The sequence below is a fragment of the Fusibacter sp. 3D3 genome (assembly GCF_001748365.1).
Lineage (GTDB): Bacteria > Bacillota > Clostridia > Peptostreptococcales > Acidaminobacteraceae > Fusibacter_A.
The window spans coordinates 18,226-37,089 of the sequence record NZ_BDHH01000003.1; the positions used below are offsets into that span (position 1 = coordinate 18,226).

The following is an 18,864-nucleotide window of genomic DNA, read 5'->3' on the forward strand; positions in this document are numbered from 1 at the left end:
ATTTAGGTGGTTCAATATAGTGTTATCGATACCAATAATAATCTGATTATGCTATTTTAAAAAAAGGAGAATTGATATGAAAAAAATTGTATTATTTACTTCAGTGTTTTGTCTTTTAATATTCTCAACGGCTACATTTGCCAATGTAAGTATTATTGAAAATGAAGCAGACGCTGGTTTAGAGCTAATACCGATGTCTGATTTACCTGAAGGTATCACGCCAATATTGGTAGATGATATGGATGAACTGAAAGCTCTAATACTTGTGCTTGATAATGAAGCGCAGGCAGAACAAAAAAAAGATATTGTTATTTTTAACGATGCTGATAGTCTTGCAGAAAATCTGTATTCAAATGAACTTAATAACGATAGTTTATTAATGAAAGCTATGTCTTCAGCTACACCCTATAATTGCTCAAAAGTCACAACTATATTTAATCTAAATGATATAGGTGGTCGAGTGGAACAAAAAGTCGATTATATTAAATGGTATTTTAATGATGCAACTGGAGCAGGCAATTATTATATGACTGTAGATGATTGTATTGCCACAACGAATGGCATTTATGGTTTTCAAGAAGTTACTTATTCAAAAAATGAAGCTATTCCATCTTCAACGGGGCAAAGTATAAATTGCCGTGTTAAAGGTTATACAAGAGTATATGTTGGAATCGCTGGTCAAGGGTTTACTCTAAAGACTTTTTATTTTGATAAATCTTATACAATTTATTAAATTGAACAAAATGTCTAATAGGTGTATCATTAACATAGGATATATGGTGAAGGGAGGTTAACATGGACTATAAGAGATACATTATTAGAATCTTTTTAATAACCATAACGATTTACTTTTTATATTTTTTATTAACACCTATAAAGTATGAATTTTATATGCTCATACTTTTCATACCTTTATCAATGGGGCTAAATCTTATTTATAATTTTTTGTGTTCTGTATTGGCTGGTAAAAGCCACATATGAATATGTATTTAAACAAGGCATTTATGTACTAAAAGTGTCTGTTTGACGCCACCTAAATAGCCTTATCGAAGGGAGCAATTTGTTCGTGACGATAGGGTTATTTTTATATTTGAGAGCGATTTTATTCCGAATTGGACCTGCATTCCCGTGTGAATTATAACGTGGACGGAGGTAACCGCTGTTAAAAAACAACAGGGCCAAAAAGTCCGCAAGTCCGCTAAAAAAAAACGAAAGAAATGAAACACAAACTACTGAGTATCAATAAAATCGTACGTCGCAGAACAAATGAAACCATCACCGAAGTAAGAAACATAACCGGTACAATGGCCAACATGTCCAAAGAAACTTTAAAGCAAGCAAAAGCGCTGATGAAAAAACTCGTTCCAGAATCATAGAAAGATCAATGCCTGAAACTTGGGTTATTAGAAACGATTCAGACAAAACGTTGCTTGTAGATGCAGTTCATCATCATGTAAAAATATTTGAAAAAGCCCCAAGGGAAATTGCAGTAGATAGAGGCTATTACTCAAAAGCAAATGAGGATGAATTTCAAAATTTCTGGGCTGGCGTCGAAGCACGCATTAGTTGCTTAAAGCGCTCATTTGGAATGAGAAGAAGTTATTTGAGAGGTCATAGTGGAACCTTTATTTGGTGTGGGTATGGATCTTCGCCACAACCTTCGGAAAGCAGCTCGACTGCTTATGGGGTAAAACATCCCCAAAACGGGGTGCAATATGCACTATCGTGCTTCAAATAATCAAAAAAATCTACACTTGACCCGAAAATTGATTAAACTCATAGTTGTGTGTTTAAAATGGCGATTCATCAGGTCAATCCAATTAGGATTAAAAAATATAGAGGAGTTTAAAATGATTGTATTTTTAGTGATATTATGGGGAATAAGCATAATTGGACTTCCCTTGATCCTTTATTCGTTAATGATCGAAAAAAAAGTAAGTACGCAATATATGATTTTGCTTGCCCTAATTTTAATAGGTTGGGGGTATTGGCTCCTGCCCGTCAAGCCAAATATAAAGGCACTTGAGTCATCAGATTGCTTTATAATTGCTGAAGAAAACATAAAACTAGATAGCAGTCAAAAAGAACATCTTCTAAATCTTATTCAAAATACGAACTTGATTCATGTTGCTTCAGAAAGTGAATTTGCTGACTTAGGAGGTAAAAATGATATCGTCATTATTTTTGACCTCCCAGGTAAAGATTTTTATATCTATCTACAACCAGATATTGAAAATTATGCACATATAGTTTATAGAGGGCAATATTTTAGATTTGACAATTATGCACTTTATGAAGCATTTTTTCGTAGCATGGGCGCAGTCTAACGAAAAGCGGAAAGGTACCAAGTCATACTTTTGGACTACTTATAAAAGCATGACTTGGTACTTGTCAATTGAAAAAAGGGTGCTATACTTGATATAACTATTACGGAAAGTTAATGATTTTGAAGTATCCGAGGCTGATTATGGACATTCAAATTAATCGAGAGAGTAAAACGCATTTTTACCTACAAATCATGAATAGTATCAAAAACATGATCTTAAAAAATGAAATTGTAAGTGGTTATAAATTGCCGTCAGAACGCGTCCTTTCTAAAAAGCTTAGAGTACACCGCAATACGGTGATTAAGGCTTACAGGATGCTCGTGGATGAACACTTTATAACGGCATCACAAAAGCCAAAGGGTTATTTTGTGACGTTTGGTCCTCAAGCGGATTTTGTTGATCAGCATTATTTGTGCCGTCATTTTGAACCTTTCGAATACATCGTCAAAGAAGAATTTCTGCATATGAACGCCCTGTTCAGCAGACTGTTCTACACCTCTATTGAAAAGAAACTGATCTCATTTGCAACCGCAATGCCAGCCGTTGCAACCTATCCTATAGATGAACTTGATGCAATTGTGAAAGACCTTATAGAAGATAAAAATAGTGATATTTATGGTTATAGTAATCCTCAGGGGCTACTTGCACTAAGGAAGGAAATCTCATTTTATCTAGAAGATATGGGTATCCATGTGGGTACATCCGAAATAACCATTTGCTCTGAGACTTATCAAGCTTTGGACTATCTCATTAAACTTGTGGTCTCTCATGGGGATTGTATCATTGTGGAAGAACCGATCAATCCAGATCTGTTTGACCTTTTAACGATTTTAGGGGCTAAGGTCATTACCATTCCCCTTGATGCTGAAGGCATGATTGTGGATTGCCTTGAAAATCTAATGCTGAAATTCAATCCAAAGTTTATTTTGACCATTCCAACTTTTCATAATCCTTCCATGACCGTTATGAGCCTGCCTAGGAGAAGAAAACTTTTGGACTTATCACACAGATATAACGTCCCTATCGTTGAGATCAACCATGATTCAGGTCTTCGATATGAAGGACATTCAATGCCCTCTCTTAAAAGTATGGATACTCTTGGAACCGTAATTTTTATGGATTCCTTTATATTTAAACTGGCACCAGGATTAAAAATAGCCTATATCGCTTCGTCTAAAAGCATCGCCAAGAAACTCAGTAAGACACTTGAAATCAATCAAATTTTTATCAATACACTCTCACAACATATTGTAAGTGCGTATTTGGCTAAAGGTTATTATCATCAGCACTTACTAGAAATTAGTGATTTTTATAAGCACAAAAGGGATCTTACGGTATCCTGTCTCGAAAAATATTGTGGGGCATATTTAACTTTTGACATTCCAATGGGTGGTTCTAGCGTTTGGTGCAAACTGATCTTGAAGATGAATCAAGATGCCTTGCTCTTAAATGCTGAAAACCTAGGCATCTCTTTTGCACCGGGGCATTTGTTCTATCCTTATGGCAACGAAGGCGATGAATTCATCAGGATCAGTTATGGAGCGAGGTCAGACAGTGAAATTGAAATGGGCATTGCGCTGCTCAGCAAAGCAATAGAGGTTACAATAGATCAGAAGTTATTATGACTTTGATGAAGTGATCCCAAGAGGGGGACCTAGCAATTATAAAGATTGGATCGTAGGATTCAATGGGGGAGGTTTCAATGAAAGTAAAGCCAAAACGGCTAAAAAAAGGGGATACCATTGCGATTATTTCGCCTTCCAGTGGCATCTGGCGAAGAAGCGAATTGTTACAGAGTGTCGAAGCACTTGAAAAGCTAGGGTACAAAGTGAAGCTGGGAGAACATGTCCTGAAAAATCGGCTTTATCTTGCTGGAACAGACGAAGAACGTGCATCAGATTTCATATGGGCATTTGAGGATTCAACAGTAGATGCTATATTCGCAAGTCAAGGGGGATATGGTGCAGCGCGTCTACTAAGGTATATTAATTTTGATGTGGTTTCTAGAAATCCCAAGATATTTTTAGGCTATAGCGATGTGACAGCGCTTCACCTTGCGATTCAAAAGGAGACGGACTTAGTCACGTTCAATGGACCCAGTGCATTGAGTTTTGGGACAGAGTACATGACACCGTACCGTTTTGAACACTTGATGAAGGCACTTTTAGGAGATGAGCCCATCGGTCATGTCAAAATGAGCGACCCGCTCAAGTATTTGATCAAAATGAATCCGGGCGTGGTTGAAGGGGAAATTACTGGCGGCAATCTTTCTTTAATCTGCTCGTTACTGGGAACACCTTGGGAAATTGATACGAAAGACAAAATCTTATTCCTAGAAGATTTGGAGATGGAACCTTGGCAGATGGATCATCTTTTGATTCATTTGTTAAATGCGGGAAAGCTTTCTGATGCAAGTGCCATTGTCGTTGGGGAATGTAAAAATTGTGAGCCGTATCGGCACAATCCAGGATTTCCAAATCAATGTAGCCTTGAAGATGTTCTCTTTGATATTTTGGAACCTTTAAAAAAACCTGTACTTTATAGATTGCCACTTGGTCATACCAAGGATTTGGCAACGATTCCGTTAGGCGTTAGAGGTAGAGTGGATTCAGAAAAAGGTATTTTTGAAGTTATGGAGAAGGGAGTTGTATGAGTATGAAAAAGAAATGGGTATTATTATTGATTTTGGGGTTATTGCTATCAACAAACCTTGTTTATGTGGGTGCATATGCAGATACTGCTTCCGCAGATGAGGGGGCCATTTTGAAAATAGGCGTTAAGCAAGAGCCAGATTCTCTCAATCCGTTTGCTGCATGGGAAGCCGCATCCAGTGAAATTTTTCAGTTGACCTATGACGCGTTGACGGCATTTGACAGGGATCTTAAGGTGGTTCCAGGACTTGCTGAATCATGGGAAGTTTCAGCAGATCAGTTGACGTGGACATTTCACCTCAGAAAAGAGGTGAAGTGGCATGATGGAACGCCTTTTACATCGGCGGATGTGAAGTATACCTATGAAGCTATCCAAGAGACCCAAATGGGCATGTACTATGGCTCTATATCAGATATCACTAATATTGAAGTAGTGGATGATTATACGATAAAAATGAGTTCAAAGTTACCCAAAGCGAACATGCTCCAAAATGTGACGCCGATATTGCCTGAGCACATTTGGTCAGCCTTTAATGCTGAAAACGTACTGGAATTTGAAAATGAACAGATGATTGGAACAGGGCCCTTTAAAATTGTGGAATGGCAAAGAGGACAGCAAGTGGTCTTTGGTAGAAACGCTGATTATTTTGAAAGAAAACCACAGGTCAACAACTTGATCTACGTGATCTATGCCAATAACGACACCATGGTTCAATCCTTTCAAAATGGAGAAATTGATATTGCACTCGGGCTTGACTATGTGGATATTAAAAACATTTTAGAGGATAAGAACGTTAAGAATTATTCCTATGAAGAAAATGGTTTTACAGAGTTGGCTTTTAACTCATCAGAGCCAAATGGTGCTTTTAACCCGCTCATTCAGGATAAAATAGTGCGGCATGCAATAGACTATGCGATTGATAAACAAAAAATAGTGGATTTGGTCTATGACAGTTCGGCAGTCCCAGGGACTTCTTATATACCACCTTCTCAAGCACCATGGCATTTTGAACCGTCTAAAGAAGAGCTGAGACTTTTTAATCCAGAAGAAGCAATCAAACTGCTTGAAAACGCAGGTTTTGTAAATGTGGATGCCGAGGGGATTAGATCGAATGATCAAGGAGAACGTCTTTCTTTCCTACTCTTATCTAGAAGTGATAATACTTCAGAGGTTCAAGTGGGGCAACTGATTCAGAGTTTTCTAAAGGATGTGGGCATTGAACTCAAAATTGAAACAGTAGATGATGGTGTTCTAAATGACCGCACCATGAGCACGCTGGACTACGACATGTTCATCTGGGGCTGGGGTGGCGATATTGACCCAAGTGTGCTTTTAAATGTTTTGACAACAGCTAATTTGAACAACTTAAATGACGTCTTTTATTCGAATCCCAAATATGATGAAATCGTTGCGAAACAAGCCACTGAAATGGATATGGATAAGCGAATTGAAATGGTTCATGAAGCACAGAGCATACTCTATGACGATCAGCCCTATAATATTTTATATTATTCCAATAACAACCAGTTGGTGAGGACGGATTTAGTATCAGGACTTAAACCGACGTCCTCGGGTGCTATTTTCTATGCAAGCAGTACGGCTAATTATTTAGATGCAGTGCTTGCGGGATCAAGCACAGGTACTATGAGTAGTGGCATGATTTTAATCATAGTGGCTGTAATTGTCTTAGCGGTCATCGCAGGCGTATTTACTTTAAAAAAACGCACTCAAAAGCATCAAGATCAAGAAAGGCAAGAGTGGTGATGACAGGCTTATGTCCAGAAAATATCTGATCAAAAAGTTTGCTTATGTCTTGATTACACTGTTTGGTGTATTGGTGATCAATTTTTTTCTCTTTAGAGTGATGCCTGGTGATCCTGTGAGTATGCTCGTGAGAAATCCCAATGCCAATGTTGAAACCGTGGAAAAAGTCAGGATGCAATATGGGCTTGATCAGTCCATGTTCGATCAATTCTTTAAGTACATTGCCAATCTGGCAAAGGGCGATTTTGGCACTTCATTTCACTACAATCGATCTGTGAATGCAGTGATTGGAGAGCGTGTTTTTGCGACGGTTCTTTTAGTGGGAACGGCAGAAATTGTGGCCATTTTTGTGGGCGTCTTGCTGGGCATTATAGCGGCGCATAAGCGGGGCAGTCGTGTGGATGTCTTTGCGCTGAGTTTTTCTTTAGTGACATATGCCATGCCTTCATTTTGGCTTGGGATCATTCTCATTGCTCTTTTCAGCGGACTCTTTGGGATCTTGCCAACTTCGGGCATGACTTCACCTGCGCTTTATTTCGCCACAGGGATTCAAAAGGCAGCGGATGTGGCAGCCCATTTAGTGTTGCCTGCATTGACACTGGCACTTGTTTTAATCGGTGAATATATGTTGGTGATGAGAAGTGCGTTGATTGAAGTGCTCACAGAAGATTACATTACGACAGCACGGGCAAAGGGGTTTGATGAGAAGACGATTCTCAAAAATCATGCACTTCCAAATGCTATGATTCCAATGGTCACACTGGTGGCCATGAGTTTAGGATTTGTCATCACAGGGGCACTTCAAGTTGAAACGGTCTTTTCTTGGCCTGGACTGGGTAGACTTATGTATGATGCGCTACAGAGTAGAGATTATCCGCTTCTACAGGGTATTTTTTACATCAGTAGTATCAGTGTAATCGGCGCCAATTTTATATCGGATATCCTATATGGCTATTTAGACCCAAGAGTAAAGGAATAGGCTTAAATATGGAGAAAAATCATTTTTTAAAGGTTTTTATCAATAATAAGATGGGAAAAGTGGGGCTTTTCATATTTGTGGCATTTATTTTAATCGCCACTATAGGCCCTGTTATTGTAAACTATGACCCGCAGGTTTTTGGTGAAAAGGCAGACGTCTTACAGCCACCGAGCAGGGCACATTTGCTTGGGACAGATGACTTAGGTCGAGATGTGCTCAAGGCGATTATAGCGGGGAGCCGCGTTTCTTTGATCGTGGGTATTTTGGCGACGTGCATTTCTATGGTGATTGGAACCAGTGTGGGGATACTTTCAGGCTATGCTGGAGGACAAGTGGATAACGTTTTGATGCGTCTTACGGATATATTTTTAGTATTGCCCTGGCTGCCCTTGATGCTGGTTTTGGCGGCGTTACTGGGTGCAAGTATTTGGAATATCATATTTGTCATCGGCATTACTGGATGGGCGGGTACCGCGAGAATCGTCAGAGCACAGACCTTGTCGGAAAAAGAACGACAGTATGTAGAGCGTGCGAGGTCCATAGGCGCATCTGATTTACACATCATCTGGCATCACATTTTTCCAAATGTATTTCCTTTGATTTTTGCCAATACGATTTTAGTCACAGCAGTTTCTATACTTTCAGAAACCACTTTGAGCTTTCTCGGCATGGGGGATGTCACAAGACCGAGCTGGGGCACGACGCTTCACTTTGCTTTTGAATCGGGAGCGTTGAGCAATAAAGCATATTGGTATTTTTTACCTCCTGGACTTTGTGTGTTGATGCTCGTGCTTTCATTTACCCTTATGGGATTTGCACTGGACGAGATCGTCAATCCTAAACTGAGAGAAAGATAGGCGTGGAGGTGATGACATGGCATTATTAAGTGTAAAAGATTTGGTGATTGAATTCAGGCTCTCAAAGCGGAAGAATATCAGGGCCGTTAGTGGGGTGAGTTTTACTTTAAATCAAGGCGAGACTTTGGCACTTGTGGGGGAATCGGGGTCAGGCAAGACGACCACAGCTCTATCGCTCATGAGATTGCTTCCCAATAATGGAGCGATTACATCAGGAGAAATTATATACGCAGGAAAAGATGTTGTAAATGCACCTGATGAGCGATTGAGGCGATTGAGATGGAAAGAAATCGCCATTATTTTTCAAGGGGCGATGAATGCTTTGAATCCAGTATTGACCATTGAAAAGCAGATTGTGGAAGTGATCATGCTTCATGAAGACATCAGCGAAATACAGGCAAGGGAGAGAGCCGTCGAACTGATTAAGCGCGTCGAAATAGATCCCAAGAGACTTGACCAGTATCCTCATGAATTCAGTGGGGGGATGAGGCAACGGGTGATGATCGCCATGGCGCTTGCCTGCAACCCTAAGATCATTATTGGGGATGAACCGACCACGGCGCTGGATGTCATGGTACAGGCTCAAATCTTTGAGCTTCTTGAAACACTCAAAAAAGAAATGTCGCTGTCCATGATTTTGATTACGCATGATCTGTCCATATTGGGGGATATTTGTGACAAAGTGGCGGTTATGTATGCAGGACAGATTGTGGAATATGGCGATGTTCAATCGATTTATTGTGATCCGAAGCATCCTTACACAGAAAAACTGTTATCGTCTTATCCTGTGATTGGTGGCAAACGTGGTATTCCAGATTCGATTCCGGGATTATCGCCTGATATGGCAGAAGATTTTCAGGGATGTCGCTTTGAGCCGAGATGTCATAAGGCCTTAGAGATTTGTAAAACGTTACCCCCTCTCAGAACTTGTGGGGAAAATCATCAATATCTATGTCATTTGGAGGGAGATTAATATGGAGCCGCTCATACAACTGAAGAACATTCGTGTGAAATTTCCAGTTAAAAGGGGATTCGCAAGCATGATTGCAGGGCAAGAGAAAAAGGTTGTTCATGCAGTGAACGGGATAAATCTTGAAATCGGGAAATCTGAAATCATGGCATTGGTTGGTGAAAGTGGCTCGGGAAAGACCACGCTAGGCAAAGTCATAACCGTGTTACATCCAAAGGATGCCGTGGCGGGCGAAATTGTATTTTTAGGGGAATCCCTTTGGGATGAAAAGGGCAAGTTAAAATCGGGATATCACCAAGAGGTCTGCATGATCTTTCAGGACCCTTATCAGTCTTTGAACCCTAAACATAAAATCGAAAAAATTGTTTCTGAACCCCTTGTGGTTAATAAAATATCAAAGTCAAAAGCAGTACTGAGAGTTAGAGTAATCCAAGCACTTGAAGATGCAGGGCTTGTTCCCGCTGTTGACTTTTTAGACCGATATCCACATGAACTCTCAGGCGGACAAAGGCAACGGGTGGTGGTGGCAAGTGCGCTTGTGATGTCCCCTAAACTGATCGTGGCAGATGAACCCGTTTCTATGCTTGATGTCTCCATAAGGTCAGAAATTTTAAAATTACTTTTAAAACTCAGAGATGAAAAAGGCATATCGTGTCTGTTTATCACACATGATATCTCTCTGGCGTGGGCGATTTCAGATAAAATCGGTGTGATGTATCTGGGGACAATGCTCGAATACGGTGATACTGAATCGGTGATCCAAAATCCTCAAAATCCCTATACGAGAGCACTGATTGATATTATGCCCAAAATGCGTGTACGGAAAAATGAGAAGAGAATGCTTTTAAAAGGTGAAACGCCCAATCCCATTGAACTCCCCGAGGGTTGTGTTTTTCATCCGAGATGCCCCTTGGCGATGGCATGTTGCAAGGCGACTAAGCCACCTTCAAGGGATGTTGGCAATGGGCATATCAACGTGTGTCATCTTTTAGAATGAGGGGGCGTACTAAATGTTAGAACAAAAGGATTTGTGGCGATATGTGGATCGAGATTTTGTCATTGAATTGACGAAGGCACTGGTTTCAATCCCGAGTCACAAAGAGGTCAGCAGGCAGGAAACAGAAGTTGCAAAATTTATTAAAACAGTATTTGAAGCGCATCATATTCCATCAGAAATTGTGGAAGTTGAAGCAGGTCGTTGTAATGTGATCGCCAAGCTTGAAGGGCGTGCAAGCGGCAAACGGTTATTATTAAATGGACATTTAGATACCGTGCCGATTTATGGCATGAAAGAGGCGCTTACCCCAGTAATCAAGGATGGACATCTCTTCGGCAGAGGCGCTGTGGATATGAAGGGGCCAATTGCCGCAATGATTACGGCTATGATTGCATTAAAACGTATGAACACCCCTTTTGAAGGCAGTGTGCAATTTGCCGGAGTCATAGATGAAGAGGAAAAGAGTCTTGGAACCATTCATTTTCTTGAAAATTTGGAGGTTATACCCGATGGGGTAATCGTGGGGGAGCCCACGAATTTAAACTTGTGTGTAGCGCATAGGGGGTTGCAATGGATTGAAATTTTGATAAAGGGCAAAACAGTTCACGGTGGCAATCAAGCGGAGGGCCTTAACGCAATTTCGCTTATGGGTCAATTCATCCCCTATATCGAAGCCGAAATGAAAAAATATATTGATGAATCAGAGCATCCGATTATCGGCAGGGGTTCTTTTAACATTGGTACGATAAAAGGAGGCACTCAACCCAGTACAGTTGCAGGTGAGTGTCTGATGAAATTTGACCGAAGATGGTTGCCCTCAGAAAATTTGGAGATGATCATGGCACAAGTAGAGCATATCGTCAAATCTTTTGAACAGGCACATCTCGGTTATAAAATAACTTATCGTTCCATGGATGAGAGTATTATGGTGGGAGATTATAGCCATGAAAGTATGGATACAAGTGTCGATGCACCTATTGTGAAATCGGTGTCAAAAGCGATTCAGGATTGCACAGGGGAAGCGCCAATGATAACGGCTTTCCCCGCATGGAGTGATGGGGGCTTATTTCATCATTTTAAAGGGATATCCACAGTGGTTTGCGGACCTGGGAAGCTGGCAACAGCTCACTCAGATGAGGAGTGCATTGAAATTGAAAGCTTGTTAAAAGGTGTCGAGGTATACGTTCAGAGCATTTTAGAATTTTTAAAGTAAATTAGAATGTTAGAGTGTCGAAAGTTAAATACCCCCTTTATTATAGGATGCGCTTGCAGAAAGCATGTGATATAACATAGAGTAGTTGGAATGGCATCGAGATTGGAGGATGAATTGGATTTAATGGCTTTAGACAAGGTACAGTTTTTGAAAGATCTTGAGGGCTTAATGGGTATTCCAAGCATTTCATCTGATCTGATCGAGGTTAAAAAAGCGCTGGCGTATGTGCTGAATTTGGCAACTGACATGGGTCTTAAGGTGCAGTCTGTTCTTGAGGGTAGAGTGGGTATCGTGGAAATGGGTCAAGGCGATGAGACCGTTGGGGTGCTGGTTCATGTGGACGTGGTGTCAGCAGGGAATCTTGCCAGTTGGGACAGTGATCCGTTTAAGCTTGACGTAAGAGCAGGTCAGCTTTATGGGAGAGGTGTTGCAGATGATAAGGGGCCTGTGATCTCAATATTACATGCTATGAAGCGACTATTGCCCTATGAAAAGACGCTGAAAAAGAAAATTCAACTGATCATTGGCACACAAGAGGAAGTCAAGTGGACAGACATGAGTGATTATACGGCGCAGTTTAAGTTGCCTGATTTTGGTTTTACACCTGATGGTGAGTTTCCAATTACCAATATTGAAAAAGGTTATGCAGATGTGGCGGTTGTTTTTAAGCTTAAAGACCATTCGCAAATCTGTAGTGTTCATGCGGGTTCTAGTTTGAATTCAGTGCCTGATGAAGCTGTGATTGAACTTGCCTTTGAGTTCGACGCGTTTGATACTTTAAAGCTTGAGAAAATGGCGCCAGAATTGTCTTGTGAGGTGGTCCGTAATAGGGTGAAACTTATGGCAAAAACAGTTTCAGTACATTCATCAAAACCCCAAGAGGGGGTAAATGCCATATGGGTATTATGTAATGAACTTCATCAAAAAAAGTGGCTTCAAGATGATTTTAGAGACATCGTTGAATTTATCATGGCAGAAAGCTATGAGGATTTTTATGGTGTGCATTTGGGCTTCGAAACTGGCGATCGGTATGTTCACGGACAGTTCGCAGACAAGACGGTGGTTACACCTACTTTAATCCGAATGACAGATGATTTTAAGGTACGCATTAATTTCAACATTAGGCATACGGTGGGTGTGACCCAAGATAAAATAGAAGCTATTTTTAGTGAAAAAGCGAAAGCGTATGGCTTTACGTATGAGATTTTAGAATTTATGGATTTTTTATATGTGGATCAGAGCATGCCGTTTTTGGGTGAAATGGCAAAGGCTTATGAAGAGGTAACAGGTCATCAAAATGAGTTCATATTGGCACACGGCTCTTCTTACGCCAAGGCAATGCCGAATTTCGTCGCTTGGGGACCTTATTTTCCAGATGAAGCAGACAGTTGCCATGAAATTAATGAGCATCTCGATTTTGAAAATCTGATCAAGGCAACAGAAATTTATACGAGGGCTTTATATTACATGACTTTAAGTAAAGAGGGCGTAAATATTCCAATAGATTAAATGGGAATAATAGACGATGGTGGTGTTGAATCTTTTGATTAAAATGGCTGTTTGTGATGATGAGGAAATGATGCTTTTGACATCATTTTATGCGAGGTATACCAACGCACTATATCGGGCTTTTATTGCTTCCAATCGTATTTGTTTTATTCGTGGTTCAACCTATATTTATGACTTATTGCAGTACTATAATTGTAAATTCAGATGGCAGTAGGGTTTTTCTAAATGTAAATGATTGGAGCATGTTGCTGGTACAAGTTTCGGCTTATTTTGCTTGTTTGCTGTACTGTTTGCCTATCGCAAATTGGAAGATGCGTTTGAATTACAGACCCAAAATGCCTTGTTAGAACAACAAGTGGATACACAGACACACTATATGCAAGAGGTTCAAACGCGCTATGATCAAACACGGGCATTTAGACATGATCTGAAGAGTCATTTTATAGTGTTGAGTAGCCTAATAGAGAGCTCGGAAAATCAGAAAGCAGTAACCTATTTGAACAAGTTAGAAGTTGTAACGAATGTTTTTTCTTTTCCTTGTCAAACAGGCAATATGATAATACCTTCAGAGCGCGTTATAGATGACATGGATTTGTGCATTGTCTTTTCAAATGCGATAGACAATGCGATTAATGCTTGTGATTTTGTGGCAGAGAGAGAACCTTATATCACAATTTCTGCAGTTCAAAAAGGCCAGTTTTTCATGATCGAGATTGAGAATAGTTGTAACAAAGAACAGAAAAAAGAATCTGTGTCAGGAATCGGACTTCAAAATAGCTGTTAAAGATAATAAAAAACAGCAGATAGAAATCAATTTGATAAATGGACGCGTCGTAATAATCAACCTGACTCAGAGGAAAAATCTATCTCTGGTGTCTACCGTGTAAAGCCAGATGAAAACGGGAGCCAAGTAATCGCGCTAACGCCATTTTCACTTGAAAAGGAAGATCCAGAACAGTGATTTTTACTTTCGATTGAAACAAATGAATTTTTATAATGAGGTCTGCACTTTATGATATCATATAGCCAAATATAAAAACGAAAGTGAGATTGTTTTGAAAAGAAGAAAAAATTTAGCAATCATGATCGTAATGTGTATAGTAGTAGTTTTAACATGGGTTATGGCACCTTTGATAAAAGAGCAGTTTAATAATCAAGTGTATAAAACACTTATTGCAAAGGTGCGAAATGAAGCGCTTCCGGCAAACCTTAAAATTATTAGAAGTGTTGAAAGAAAATCGGATGATGTATCGGGGACTTCTTATACAGCTGGGTTTAGTGGTGTTATTATAGGCAATCAAGGTGATACATATTACAACAGATAAAAAGTATTTAGTTTTGCCAATTGCAAGTGAAAGTCCAAGGGGTGGTGAGACGGTTGTCTCCATGAGTAATGTGCATAAGGCACGCAATGTGATCACCATAGGGAAAATTAAGCATGGAGAGCGAATTAAATTTGGCGATGATTTAGCGAATACAGAGTATCCCATGGTTCTGCATACGGCTTCTTGTTCTGTAGGAAGTAGTGGCAGTGCTCTGCTGAATCAAAATTTAGAAATCGTTGGCATTCAGCTTGGCGGTAATGAAAATATATTGAGAAGATTTATTTCGGGCATGATGATGCCTAGTGATCGAATCCTTGAATTTTTAAGTGAATCAGGATATGCGATTAAAGAGTGAAAGTGCACTTATAGACTAAGATTATGAACCATCTGCTGGCGTTAATTCAGGGGTGGTTTTTAATTGTTTTCTTAGTTTAGGTAATGGGTACAGCGCCATATAAAAGACAATGGAGACTAAGAGTCCGCATGCGGCGTCGATTACAGAATGCTGCTTGATAAATAACGTTGAAAGACAAATCATCACAGCTGTAATAGATGAGATCAAAAGGCCCAGTTTTTTTGTCTTGAAGGCTTCAGAATGGTGAAGACTTGCATTTATAGCGATAGAGTTCATCACATGAATGCTCGGACAGACATTCGTAGGCGTATCCGTAGCGTATAAGAATCGCACTAATTGAGCAAAAGGATCATTGCCTGTAATAACAGGTCTTAAGTCTTGTGCATTTGGAAAAAGCATGTAAGCAATATAGGCAACGGACATACCACCTGCTAGAAAGATTAAAACTTTATAAAAGTCCCTTTTAGAATGAAAACCTACATAAGCAACTCCATAAATCATATAGGGAAACCAAAGTAGATAGGGGATGACAAACGCTTTGATAAAAGGGATTTGATCATCCAACGCCGTATGGATGATGTAATGAGGCACTATGGTAATTTCAAGATATTTGAACCATATCAACAGTGGTAACAATAAGAAGCATAAATAAAAGTGTTTATTTTGGGATAGAAAAAATCTGATATTTTTCATGGTGCGCCGTCCTTTGTTTTCTGAATTTTTTTAACTGTGTTCAAAATTATACCATATTATAATGACGATATGGTATAATTTTTTATTATACCCCTTGGGAATATGCCCCCCCACTTCTTAAAGCGGGTGCGGTTATAGGATACCTTTAATCGGGAAAAAAGTATAAGTGGAGGGCTGCCAATTGGACTTAAAAATACTTAAAACAGATAATCGGAATGCCGATTTTATCGAACTCACAAAAATTTTAGATTTAGCACTTCAAGAGCGAAATGGTGAATCTCAAAATGAATATGATCAGCACAACAAGATGGATCATACAATAGATGCTGTGGTCATCTATACGGGTAATATGCCACTGGCTTGTGGTGCGTTTAAACAGTTTGATTTCAATACTGTAGAAATAAAACGCGTGTTCGTTAAATCTGAATTTAGAGGACAAGGGATATCTAAAATGCTGATTAGTCAATTGGAAGAAATGATCAAGGAACAAGGCTATAAATTTGCGGTGCTGGAAACGGGCATAAAGCAACATGAAGCAATCAGTCTCTACATGCGCATGGACTACGAGATCACAGCTAATTATGAACCTTATGTTGGGATGATAGAGAGTGTGTGTATGAAGAAAAGCTTTTAGATCAAAGATAAATGCTGTTTCAAAAATGCTTTCAAAGTTGCCACCAGTTCAGTACTTATCTTTATTTCAGCTATAGGTCTCACTTCAATCTTATGGAATGAGGCCTTTTTTAAGTTGAAAATTGGAATCTAAGTTGGACAATTGATTTATAATCTTATCAGATAGAATCTGATTACATAAATGGAAAGCAAGGTGGCGTGGATACGATCCCAATTGAGGCTATGTCATTTGAAAATGAGCATGATGGTGATTTTGGAAGGCTCATTTTTAAGAATGTAAAAGCGGTTAAACCTAATAGCCTTGAAGATAAAGTGATGCAACAACCAATGATGAAGATGGTCGTCAGAAGGAAATAACCGTATTTTTAGAGGATATTAGAAATACAACTACAGAAGCCGATCGCTTAGGCCGTAGAGAAAAGAAGACATCTACAAGTAGAGTTTTACTTTCAAAAGACACTGTTCAAGGCTATCAATATGTCCTTTCATCGGATGAAAGAGAAATATAGTGAAGTGTGGGAAATTGAAAGGGATTATAAGAAACACAAACCCAATATAGATGAAGTGATCGATAATATCAATGCTTATTTGTATTTAAAAGTGAATGATTTTATTCATAATCACAATCAGCATGTGGAAAAATTGAAATTAAAGCTAAAAAAAGATGAAGAGGCACTTTTAAACCTCAAATATGGCAATGAAAAAGGTGCAATAAAAGAGCGTATAGAAAGGAAGGGTGTACAGTGGAGAACATATTCAATTTAATAGGAAAAGTGGTCGTTGTAACTGGAGCAAGTTCAGGGTTAGGTGCAGATGCGGCACTTGCATATGCAAAATATGGTGCAGATGTAGCATTGTTGGCAAGAAGAATTGAGAAGTTAAATGGTGTAAAGACTCAAATAGAGAAAATAGGCAGAAAGGCAATTGCGGTGGGCTGCGATGTTACAGATGAAGAGAGTGTAAAAACAGCGATTCAAACTGTGCTTGATACATTTGGTCATATAGACATTTTATTGAACAATGCAGGCGTAGCAGTACGCGTAGGCGTAGATAGCATGTCTGTAGAAGAATGGGATCGATCTTTTGACACCAATGTAAAGGGCGTTTTTTTAGCCAGTAAATATATAGTGCCACAAATGAAAGAACGTGGTTATGGCAAAATAGTCAATATCGCATCTGTAAATGCAGTAATAGCGGATAAAAATGATATGTTTATAAGACATTCATATAATTCCTCAAAAGCGGCAGTGATTGGATTGACAAAGGGTATGGCAGCTTCTTATGCAAAATATGGCATTACAGTGAATGCCATAGGACCAGCACTTTTTGAAAGTGAAATGACTGGCGATACTCTATTTAAGTCAGATGAGTTTTTGATGCGTTATAATGCACAGAATCCATCTGGACGCTCTGGAAACAAAGGAGAGCTTAATGGTACAGTGCTCTACCTCTCTAGTGATGCTTCCAGTTATGTCCAAGGTCAATTCATCATTGTAGATGGTGGCGGAGCGCTTGTTTAATTTAGAAAATTTATGATGTTGGTATTTAGATTTTGGTCTTACCTGTTTAATAAGAGACTAGAGCTATTACGGTTAAAACCGTGATAGCTCTAATTACATAACCAGACATCATTATTGGATTGCCAAGAGTTCTATGTAGCCTCTTGTGCCAATAGGTTCCAACTGGATGCGAGGGTTTGACGTATCCCATGCATATCCGATGACGGATGGATCATATTTTTTGATTGCGCTCCAGACTTGTTCAATCGCTTCGGCGTAATCTTCTTCCTCAAAAGGTTTCCCTTGGAACATCATATACTTGCTTGCAGGAAGGTCAATTACATCGAATCTCTCTGGAACAACACCACTATAATCTGTGGGGACCTCTACACCTTGTACGTACTCTGAGGTTCCTGGCTTAATATACACATTGGGAAGCCAAAGGCATACAGGCTCACCACTGATGGATTGAATGCTTGTGAGAAGTCCCCAAACATCACAGCCGACCTCCTCGCAGTAGGCAAAATAATCAGTAGCCTTGACACCTCGTTTGATCAGCACCTTACGTGCAGGCTTTTCAATGAGTTGAATAAATACATTTTTTACGCTTTCCATTGTTTTCTCCTTTCTTACATTGGCGAGTTTGATGCTGTAAGGCGTGAAAAGATAAAGGGGAATGGGATTTGTGGCATATTCATGTGGATTGCAACCAAATTCACGAAAAAACGCTCTCTGATAGCCGTCAACACTGTCAAACCCAATCTCAAAAGCAATGTCGATTACTCGGCTCTGGCCATCCCTAAGCTTCAGAGCGGACTTTGATAAGCGAAGGCGACGGATATAGTCAGCAGGGGTTCGGTTGAGCCATCTTACGAATAGACGGTAGGAATGCCACGGAGAGTAAAGCGATACTTTTGCTAAATCGGCAAGCGAAATGTTTTCATAAAGATGAATTTGTATATAATTTTGCATACGTTGCACTGCCTCAATTTGTTCTTCCATTTCTCTATCACCACCTTATGTACTAAGTTTACTGTTTTAAGGAAGAAAGCTCTCGATCTTTTTTGCTATTCAAATTTTATAAGTGTCAA

Annotated in this window: 22 protein-coding genes; 20 read left to right on the forward strand and 2 right to left on the reverse strand. The window is 39.5% G+C overall.

Annotation, left to right across the window (positions count from 1 at the left end):
• Nucleotides 1-76: 76 nt before the first annotated feature.
• From F3D3_RS04040 to F3D3_RS04115, 16 genes are all read left to right on the forward strand, one after another.
• Nucleotides 77-733 carry a hypothetical protein gene (locus F3D3_RS04040; protein ID WP_069871457.1) on the forward strand — a complete coding sequence of 219 codons (657 nt, stop codon included), beginning with the start codon at nt 77-79 and terminating at the stop codon, nt 731-733.
• A gap of 484 nt (nt 734-1,217) precedes the next feature.
• The gene (locus F3D3_RS24020; protein ID WP_175438285.1) at nt 1,218-1,376 is read left to right on the forward strand and encodes a hypothetical protein; all 159 of its coding nucleotides are present in this window, start codon (nt 1,218-1,220) and stop codon (nt 1,374-1,376) included.
• 8 nt (nt 1,377-1,384) lie between these two features.
• Nucleotides 1,385-1,738: a hypothetical protein gene (locus F3D3_RS04050; protein WP_069871461.1), complete on the forward strand. Its 354-nt coding sequence runs from the start codon at nt 1,385-1,387 to the stop codon at nt 1,736-1,738.
• Between the two features lie 112 nt (nt 1,739-1,850).
• A complete protein-coding gene (locus F3D3_RS04055) occupies nt 1,851-2,327 on the forward strand; it encodes a hypothetical protein (RefSeq protein WP_069871462.1) in 477 nt (158 codons plus the stop codon).
• Nucleotides 2,328-2,518: 191 nt separating this feature from the next.
• Entirely contained in the window at nt 2,519-3,952 is a 1,434-nt protein-coding gene (locus F3D3_RS04060; RefSeq protein WP_175438286.1) for a PLP-dependent aminotransferase family protein, read from the forward strand.
• Nucleotides 3,953-4,029: 77 nt separating this feature from the next.
• On the forward strand, nt 4,030-4,980 hold the full coding sequence (locus F3D3_RS04065) for an LD-carboxypeptidase (RefSeq protein ID WP_069871466.1): 951 nt from the start codon (nt 4,030-4,032) through the stop codon (nt 4,978-4,980).
• Between the two features lie 2 nt (nt 4,981-4,982).
• Entirely contained in the window at nt 4,983-6,743 is a 1,761-nt protein-coding gene (locus F3D3_RS04070; protein ID WP_175438287.1) for an ABC transporter substrate-binding protein, read from the forward strand.
• Nucleotides 6,744-6,753: 10 nt separating this feature from the next.
• Nucleotides 6,754-7,722: an ABC transporter permease gene (locus tag F3D3_RS04075; RefSeq protein WP_069871470.1), complete on the forward strand. Its 969-nt coding sequence runs from the start codon at nt 6,754-6,756 to the stop codon at nt 7,720-7,722.
• 8 nt (nt 7,723-7,730) lie between these two features.
• On the forward strand, nt 7,731-8,579 hold the full coding sequence (locus F3D3_RS04080) for an ABC transporter permease (RefSeq protein WP_069871472.1): 849 nt from the start codon (nt 7,731-7,733) through the stop codon (nt 8,577-8,579).
• 16 nt (nt 8,580-8,595) lie between these two features.
• Entirely contained in the window at nt 8,596-9,552 is a 957-nt protein-coding gene (locus F3D3_RS04085) for an ABC transporter ATP-binding protein (protein WP_069871473.1), read from the forward strand.
• Nucleotide 9,553: 1 nt separating this feature from the next.
• On the forward strand, nt 9,554-10,546 hold the full coding sequence (locus F3D3_RS04090) for an ABC transporter ATP-binding protein (protein ID WP_069871475.1): 993 nt from the start codon (nt 9,554-9,556) through the stop codon (nt 10,544-10,546).
• Nucleotides 10,547-10,559: 13 nt separating this feature from the next.
• Nucleotides 10,560-11,759 carry a M20 family metallopeptidase gene (locus F3D3_RS04095; RefSeq protein ID WP_069871477.1) on the forward strand — a complete coding sequence of 400 codons (1,200 nt, stop codon included), beginning with the start codon at nt 10,560-10,562 and terminating at the stop codon, nt 11,757-11,759.
• A gap of 90 nt (nt 11,760-11,849) precedes the next feature.
• Entirely contained in the window at nt 11,850-13,268 is a 1,419-nt protein-coding gene (locus tag F3D3_RS04100; protein ID WP_069871479.1) for a Sapep family Mn(2+)-dependent dipeptidase, read from the forward strand.
• A gap of 235 nt (nt 13,269-13,503) precedes the next feature.
• Complete coding sequence (locus F3D3_RS04105; RefSeq protein ID WP_139132016.1) at nt 13,504-14,052, forward strand: GHKL domain-containing protein; 549 nt, start codon at nt 13,504-13,506, stop codon at nt 14,050-14,052.
• Nucleotides 14,053-14,350: 298 nt separating this feature from the next.
• Entirely contained in the window at nt 14,351-14,593 is a 243-nt protein-coding gene (locus F3D3_RS04110) for a hypothetical protein (protein WP_175438288.1), read from the forward strand.
• Nucleotides 14,571-14,948 (forward strand): trypsin-like peptidase domain-containing protein, encoded by a 378-nt coding sequence (locus F3D3_RS04115; RefSeq protein WP_069871484.1) that lies wholly within the window; start codon nt 14,571-14,573, stop codon nt 14,946-14,948. Before F3D3_RS04110 ends, F3D3_RS04115 begins: the two co-directional genes overlap by 23 nt.
• Nucleotides 14,949-14,969: 21 nt before the next feature.
• Here F3D3_RS04115 and F3D3_RS04120 read toward each other — a convergent pair whose 3' ends face one another.
• A complete protein-coding gene (locus tag F3D3_RS04120) occupies nt 14,970-15,641 on the reverse strand; it encodes a phosphatase PAP2 family protein (protein ID WP_069871486.1) in 672 nt (223 codons plus the stop codon).
• Nucleotides 15,642-15,822: 181 nt separating this feature from the next.
• On the opposite strand from F3D3_RS04120, the gene F3D3_RS04125 reads away from it, so the two are divergent.
• The 4 genes from F3D3_RS04125 (at nt 15,823) to F3D3_RS04135 (ending at nt 17,794) form a co-directional block, all read left to right on the forward strand.
• Complete coding sequence (locus F3D3_RS04125; RefSeq protein ID WP_069871487.1) at nt 15,823-16,275, forward strand: GNAT family N-acetyltransferase; 453 nt, start codon at nt 15,823-15,825, stop codon at nt 16,273-16,275.
• A gap of 221 nt (nt 16,276-16,496) precedes the next feature.
• Complete coding sequence (locus F3D3_RS24880; RefSeq protein ID WP_255364365.1) at nt 16,497-16,631, forward strand: hypothetical protein; 135 nt, start codon at nt 16,497-16,499, stop codon at nt 16,629-16,631.
• A gap of 135 nt (nt 16,632-16,766) precedes the next feature.
• Nucleotides 16,767-17,039, forward strand: a complete 273-nt coding sequence (locus tag F3D3_RS04130) for a hypothetical protein (RefSeq protein WP_175438289.1) — start codon at nt 16,767-16,769, stop codon at nt 17,037-17,039.
• A complete protein-coding gene (locus tag F3D3_RS04135) occupies nt 17,027-17,794 on the forward strand; it encodes an SDR family NAD(P)-dependent oxidoreductase (RefSeq protein ID WP_069872020.1) in 768 nt (255 codons plus the stop codon). Before F3D3_RS04130 ends, F3D3_RS04135 begins: the two co-directional genes overlap by 13 nt.
• 111 nt (nt 17,795-17,905) lie before the next feature.
• Here the strand turns inward: F3D3_RS04135 and F3D3_RS04140 are convergent, their stop codons facing one another.
• Nucleotides 17,906-18,775, reverse strand: a complete 870-nt coding sequence (locus tag F3D3_RS04140; RefSeq protein WP_069871491.1) for an AraC family transcriptional regulator — start codon at nt 18,773-18,775, stop codon at nt 17,906-17,908.
• Between the last annotated feature and the right edge of the window lie 89 nt (nt 18,776-18,864).

Excerpts from the sequence above, each read along its gene's own strand:
- F3D3_RS04040 (WP_069871457.1), top strand. The coding sequence starts at position 77 with ATGAAAAAAATTGTATTATTTACTTCAGTGTTTTGTCTTTTAATATTC.
- F3D3_RS24020 (WP_175438285.1), top strand. The coding sequence starts at position 1,218 with ATGAAACACAAACTACTGAGTATCAATAAAATCGTACGTCGCAGAACA.
- F3D3_RS04050 (WP_069871461.1), top strand. The coding sequence starts at position 1,385 with ATGCCTGAAACTTGGGTTATTAGAAACGATTCAGACAAAACGTTGCTT.
- F3D3_RS04055 (WP_069871462.1), top strand. The coding sequence starts at position 1,851 with ATGATTGTATTTTTAGTGATATTATGGGGAATAAGCATAATTGGACTT.
- F3D3_RS04060 (WP_175438286.1), top strand. The coding sequence starts at position 2,519 with ATGAATAGTATCAAAAACATGATCTTAAAAAATGAAATTGTAAGTGGT.
- F3D3_RS04065 (WP_069871466.1), top strand. The coding sequence starts at position 4,030 with ATGAAAGTAAAGCCAAAACGGCTAAAAAAAGGGGATACCATTGCGATT.
- F3D3_RS04070 (WP_175438287.1), top strand. The coding sequence starts at position 4,983 with ATGAAAAAGAAATGGGTATTATTATTGATTTTGGGGTTATTGCTATCA.
- F3D3_RS04075 (WP_069871470.1), top strand. The coding sequence starts at position 6,754 with ATGTCCAGAAAATATCTGATCAAAAAGTTTGCTTATGTCTTGATTACA.
- F3D3_RS04080 (WP_069871472.1), top strand. The coding sequence starts at position 7,731 with ATGGAGAAAAATCATTTTTTAAAGGTTTTTATCAATAATAAGATGGGA.
- F3D3_RS04085 (WP_069871473.1), top strand. The coding sequence starts at position 8,596 with ATGGCATTATTAAGTGTAAAAGATTTGGTGATTGAATTCAGGCTCTCA.
- F3D3_RS04090 (WP_069871475.1), top strand. The coding sequence starts at position 9,554 with ATGGAGCCGCTCATACAACTGAAGAACATTCGTGTGAAATTTCCAGTT.
- F3D3_RS04095 (WP_069871477.1), top strand. The coding sequence starts at position 10,560 with ATGTTAGAACAAAAGGATTTGTGGCGATATGTGGATCGAGATTTTGTC.
- F3D3_RS04100 (WP_069871479.1), top strand. The coding sequence starts at position 11,850 with ATGGCATCGAGATTGGAGGATGAATTGGATTTAATGGCTTTAGACAAG.
- F3D3_RS04110 (WP_175438288.1), top strand. The coding sequence starts at position 14,351 with ATGATCGTAATGTGTATAGTAGTAGTTTTAACATGGGTTATGGCACCT.
- F3D3_RS04120 (WP_069871486.1), bottom strand. The coding sequence starts at position 15,641 with ATGAAAAATATCAGATTTTTTCTATCCCAAAATAAACACTTTTATTTA.
- F3D3_RS24880 (WP_255364365.1), top strand. The coding sequence starts at position 16,497 with ATGTCATTTGAAAATGAGCATGATGGTGATTTTGGAAGGCTCATTTTT.
- F3D3_RS04130 (WP_175438289.1), top strand. The coding sequence starts at position 16,767 with ATGAAAGAGAAATATAGTGAAGTGTGGGAAATTGAAAGGGATTATAAG.
- F3D3_RS04140 (WP_069871491.1), bottom strand. The coding sequence starts at position 18,775 with ATGGAAGAACAAATTGAGGCAGTGCAACGTATGCAAAATTATATACAA.